Raw genomic sequence first — 4,187 nt, 5'->3', positions numbered from 1 at the left:
GGTACCGGAACGGCTACCAGCTCGTCGGTAAACTTTCCCTGTTCCTGGGCTTCTTTCCACTTGCGCTGGCTGTGGTAGGCAAATTCGTCCTGATCCTGGCGGCTTACGCCCCAGCGCTCCGCCACATTCTCGGCTGTTTCGCCCATGCTGAAGGGGTGGTAGGCTTCGGCCAGTTTGGGATTGGTAAAGCGCCAGCCGATGGTGGTATCGTAGATCTCGGGCGTGCGGCCCCAGGCGGTTTCGGATTTGGCCATCACAAAGGGGGCCCGTGTCATGCTCTCTACCCCGCCGGCGATGTAGGCGGCGCCATCGCCCCCCTTCAGGGCACGGCTGGCATCGATGATGGACTGCAGGCCGGAAGCGCACAGGCGGTTTACCGTTACGCCGCAGACCTCTACCGGCAGGCCGGCCATCAGGGCGGCCATGCGGGCCACGTTGCGGTTATCTTCACCGGCCTGGTTGGCGGCGCCAAAGACTACTTCTTCCAGTACCTGAGGGGGAAGTTGGGGGTTGCGCTCCAGCAGCTGGCGAATCACTAAAGCGGCCAGATCATCGGGCCGTACGCTGGCAAGTGTGCCGCCAAATTTACCAACAGGGGTACGCAGTATATCGACAATATAGGCTGTTTCCATGCTTAAAAAGTGGGCTTTTACGGGTTTCGTTTCTACTAAAAACTGATTACCTTCGCGCAAGTTAACCGATTACAAAGCATGATACAACGGATCCAAACCATATTTCTGCTGCTGGTGGCCCTGTGTATGGGCCTTACTTTTGGCTTCCCCATCTGGGAAAAAATCAGCACCGCCCAGAGCCAGGCGGTGCAGGTAGATGTGTACCAGATGACCCATTATTCCTTTACCGACAATAATGCGGCCGTGGTGGGCGAGGAGATCATGACCCGGAGCCTGTGGTATGTAGCGCTGCTGGCGGGCCTGGCTACCGTTATCGCCCTTTTTGCCATTTTCCAGTTCCGCAACCGCCTTACGCAAATCAAACTGGGCGCCCTCAATGCCCTGCTGATCGGCGCTACGGTGGTAGCGGCCATCTATTCTATTTACCAGGCCCGGGAGCTGCTGCCCGAGGATGGCAACGGCCAGTACCTGACCGGTTTCTGGCTGCCGCTGGGAGCCCTGTTCTTCAACCTGCTGGCCAACCGCTTTATCCGTCGGGACGAGCTGCTGGTACGCTCTGCAGACCGGTTTAGGTAGAGGGGATGAAGTTGGAAGTTAGACGTTAGACGTTAGACATTAGACGTAAGTTGATAACCATCGGAAAGCAGTCTGTAGGGTACAGGCTGCTTTTTTTGTGTCTGGGGTAGGGCGATTGGCCCAGATAACTTCCTGGCCGGGGAGCGGTTTAGCAGAAAGGAACCACCTGCAATCCAAGACCTATGCCAAGCCTTACCGACCTTTTTGAACTCGATACCGACCTGGATACTTTCATTATTTTTGCCGTACGGGCCGTTGTGGTATTTGGTATCACCATTCTGTATGTGCGCCTGGGCGGCAAGCGCATTTTTGACAAGAACTCTGCCTTTGATATAGTGGCGGCCATTATGCTGGGGTCCATCATGAGCAGGGCCATTACCGACTCGGCCCCCTTTCTGCCAACGCTTGCGGCGGGGGCCCTGCTGGTAGCCACCCACCGCTTTATGGCCTATCTCTCCTACAAAAGCGATCAGTTTGGCAACATTATCAAGGGGGTACACACGACGCTGGTGCGCGATGGCCAGTTGCTGGAAAAGAACATGAGCAGCAGCCACATTACCGAGCAGGACCTGCTTTCGGCAGCCCGCACGCAGGCCCGCATTCAATCGCTGGAGGACATACAGGCTGCCTACCTGGAGCGCAGCGGCGATATCAGCATTATTCCCAAAGAAAAGACCTAAGCAGAAGGGTGCACTGCCTTTGCCTGGGCAACAGGATAGCACGAGCGCTTTTTTTTGGGGGGTAGAACCTCTGAACGCATGAGCCGGCGTTGCTGCAGACGTATCCGGTAAAACATTAGCTCTCCTGCAGCTGCAGGGCGGCTTGTAGCTCGGCAATCTGGCGCATGTATTCCTTTTCCTTGCGCTGCATCTCTTCCTGGGTGGCGGCCAGCTCTTCCAGGTTCTGGCGCATTTCTTCTTCCTGAGCACGCATTTGCTCGGCCTGCTGGCGGGCATCGTCCAGCAGCTGGCGGGTAAGGGTGTTGATGCGGCTGATGCCCAGGGTAGCGGCAATATCCACTCCAAGCTTTTCTACAAACTGCCGGATGTGCGGGGCAAAGGGGCTAAAGGAGGCAAACTCCAGGATACCCTCTACCTTTTCGTTGGCGATCAGGGGCACTATAAGGATGGCTGAGGGGGTGGCATCGCCCAGGCCGGAGGTAATGTGGGTATAGCCCTGCGGCACATCGGTGATGTAGACGGATTCGCGCTCCAGGTAACACTGGCCAATCAGGCCCTCGCCGGGCTGCAGGCGCTGCTCTCGGTATTTTTTGCGGCTGTAGGCATAGCAGGCCTTCAGCTGCAGGTGCAGCTCCTCCCCTACACCTTCCACCAGGTAGAGTGCCCCCTGGTTGGCATCAATGTACCTGGTGAGTTCCCGCAGCAGCTCATCGGCCAGCTGCTGCTGGTTATCGTTCTTGCGCAAAAGGCCGGCAAAGTGGGTAAAGCCCTGGGCCGCCCAGTTGCGCTGCTGCTCTTCTTTGCGGCTTAGCTCCAGCTTGTGCAGGTGCTCCTGCAGCTCGGCTTCCCGGGCCTGTAGCTGCCGCGTTTTTTGCTCGCCCTCCTCCAGCAGGCGGTTACGGGTGCGCTCTGCATTAAAGGCAAAGTAGGTAAGCGAATAGACCGTACTGCACAGCACAATAAAGGAAGCGGTAATGGAAAACTCCTGGTAGAGCCCGCTGCGGATGGCCGCCTCGTTGATGTCCGGGATCTCGATCCAGCTGTTGGTCCAGCGAAAGCTGATCAGGGCCAGGTAGCCCACAAAGATCGAAAAGCCCAGGGCTCCCTTTTCCCGCACATCAAAGAGAATAAAGGGCAGGATGGAAAAGGCCAGAATAAGCGCAATGGAACTGGGCAGGGCTGTACCATTGGCCGGCACCACCCCCAGGTGATAACAGTAGACCGAAAAGAGCGGACCCGCTGTAAGAAGCAGCCGGTAGAGTACATGAAAGCCCAGAAAATTTAGCAGAAGCGCCCCAACCATACTTGAGGTGCCTACAATGGGGATAAAGGAAAGGGCCGGTATCTTAAGCCCGATGATCAGGCTGTAGCCGCCGGCAAAAAAGAGCATGACAATCCACAGAATATTGGAGATGCGTATTTTATGCTGCAGGTATTCGGGATAGTGCTCCCGCACCCCCAGGGTTAATAAGTTGTTGATCATGATCTGATGAGCAAATGCTCCGTAAAGATCAACAGCCTGCCCGCTCTTTTTCCGGCAAGTAGGCCCCGCTTATGGGAGATGTAATAAATAGCTGAATTGTCAGGGAGATGATTGTCAGCTCCTTAGCATGGGCCGCCGGCCCTCTTTGCCGGCCGCTTGCCCCGGGAAAAGCAGCTTCTTGCCTACCCCTGGCAGCAAAATGCGTAGCTTTGCGGGCTTTTTACAATCAAAGGGGCTCCTTTTGGGTTACTTTTTTATCAGACATACGCGTATGACAGCAGCAACACCCGGCAGCGGACATTCTGAAAACTACTTTGGCGACTACCGGAATTTTTGGTGGAACAGGGGCTTTCTGGAGCTGATGGCCCGCCGCCTGCAGCTAGCCCGGCACCACAACCTGCTGGATGTGGGCTGCGGCCAGTGCCACTGGAGCCGCCTGCTGGTGCCCTACCTGGCGACTCCCTGTGCTGTTACGGGGGTAGATAATGATGCCAAATGGATAGCCGAAGATCCCGAAATACGGGCCTACTTTCACCAGCAGGGGGCCAGCTTTGAGGTGGTGGAGGGCAATGCCCAGGCGCTGCCCTTTGCCGATAGCAGTTTTGACCTGGTTACCTGCCAGACGCTGCTCATTCATGTGCCCAACCCCCAGAAAGCCATTGAGGAAATGTGCCGGGTACTGAAACCCGGCGGCACCCTGCTGTGCGTGGAGCCCAACAACCTGGTGCAAACCCTGGTAAAAAGCTCCTACTCGGCCAGCGATGATATCGAAGAGGTGCTGGACCATGTAAAGTACGCCCTGATCTGTGAGCGGGG

Annotated in this window: 5 protein-coding genes; 3 read left to right on the top strand and 2 right to left on the bottom strand. The window is 56.5% G+C overall.

What is annotated here, in order from left to right; all coding sequences use genetic code 11:
* The coding region (locus ADICEAN_RS20350; RefSeq protein WP_040398553.1) for a thiolase family protein at nucleotides 1–632 on the bottom strand (632 nt) is incomplete at its 3' end.
* Nucleotides 633–710: 78 nt separating this feature from the next.
* On the opposite strand from ADICEAN_RS20350, the gene ADICEAN_RS20345 reads away from it, so the two are divergent.
* Together ADICEAN_RS20345 and ADICEAN_RS20340 are read left to right on the top strand one after the other, a co-directional pair.
* On the top strand, nucleotides 711–1,208 hold the full coding sequence (locus ADICEAN_RS20345; protein WP_009197560.1) for a DUF4293 domain-containing protein: 498 nt from the start codon (nucleotides 711–713) through the stop codon (nucleotides 1,206–1,208).
* A 182-nt stretch (nucleotides 1,209–1,390) separates the two neighbouring features.
* Entirely contained in the window at nucleotides 1,391–1,888 is a 498-nt protein-coding gene (locus ADICEAN_RS20340; protein WP_009197559.1) for a DUF421 domain-containing protein, read from the top strand.
* Nucleotides 1,889–2,003: 115 nt separating this feature from the next.
* Here ADICEAN_RS20340 and ADICEAN_RS21645 read toward each other — a convergent pair whose 3' ends face one another.
* A complete protein-coding gene (locus ADICEAN_RS21645) occupies nucleotides 2,004–3,371 on the bottom strand; it encodes a GAF domain-containing protein (RefSeq protein ID WP_009197558.1) in 1,368 nt (455 codons plus the stop codon).
* A 271-nt stretch (nucleotides 3,372–3,642) separates the two neighbouring features.
* Here ADICEAN_RS21645 and ADICEAN_RS20330 point away from each other — a divergent pair.
* On the top strand, nucleotides 3,643–4,187 hold a 545-nt coding region (locus ADICEAN_RS20330; protein WP_040398559.1), incomplete at its 3' end, for a class I SAM-dependent methyltransferase.

This window comes from Cesiribacter andamanensis AMV16, from assembly GCF_000348925.1.
Taxonomy (GTDB): Bacteria; Bacteroidota; Bacteroidia; order Cytophagales; family Cyclobacteriaceae; genus Cesiribacter; species Cesiribacter andamanensis.
This window is presented reverse-complemented; position numbering and strand designations above follow the sequence as displayed.

Bases quoted from the DNA above. Each gene is read 5' to 3' on its own strand.
- ADICEAN_RS21645 (WP_009197558.1), bottom strand. From the start codon at position 3,371: ATGATCAACAACTTATTAACCCTGGGGGTGCGGGAGCACTATCCCGAA.
- ADICEAN_RS20345 (WP_009197560.1), top strand. From the start codon at position 711: ATGATACAACGGATCCAAACCATATTTCTGCTGCTGGTGGCCCTGTGT.
- ADICEAN_RS20340 (WP_009197559.1), top strand. From the start codon at position 1,391: ATGCCAAGCCTTACCGACCTTTTTGAACTCGATACCGACCTGGATACT.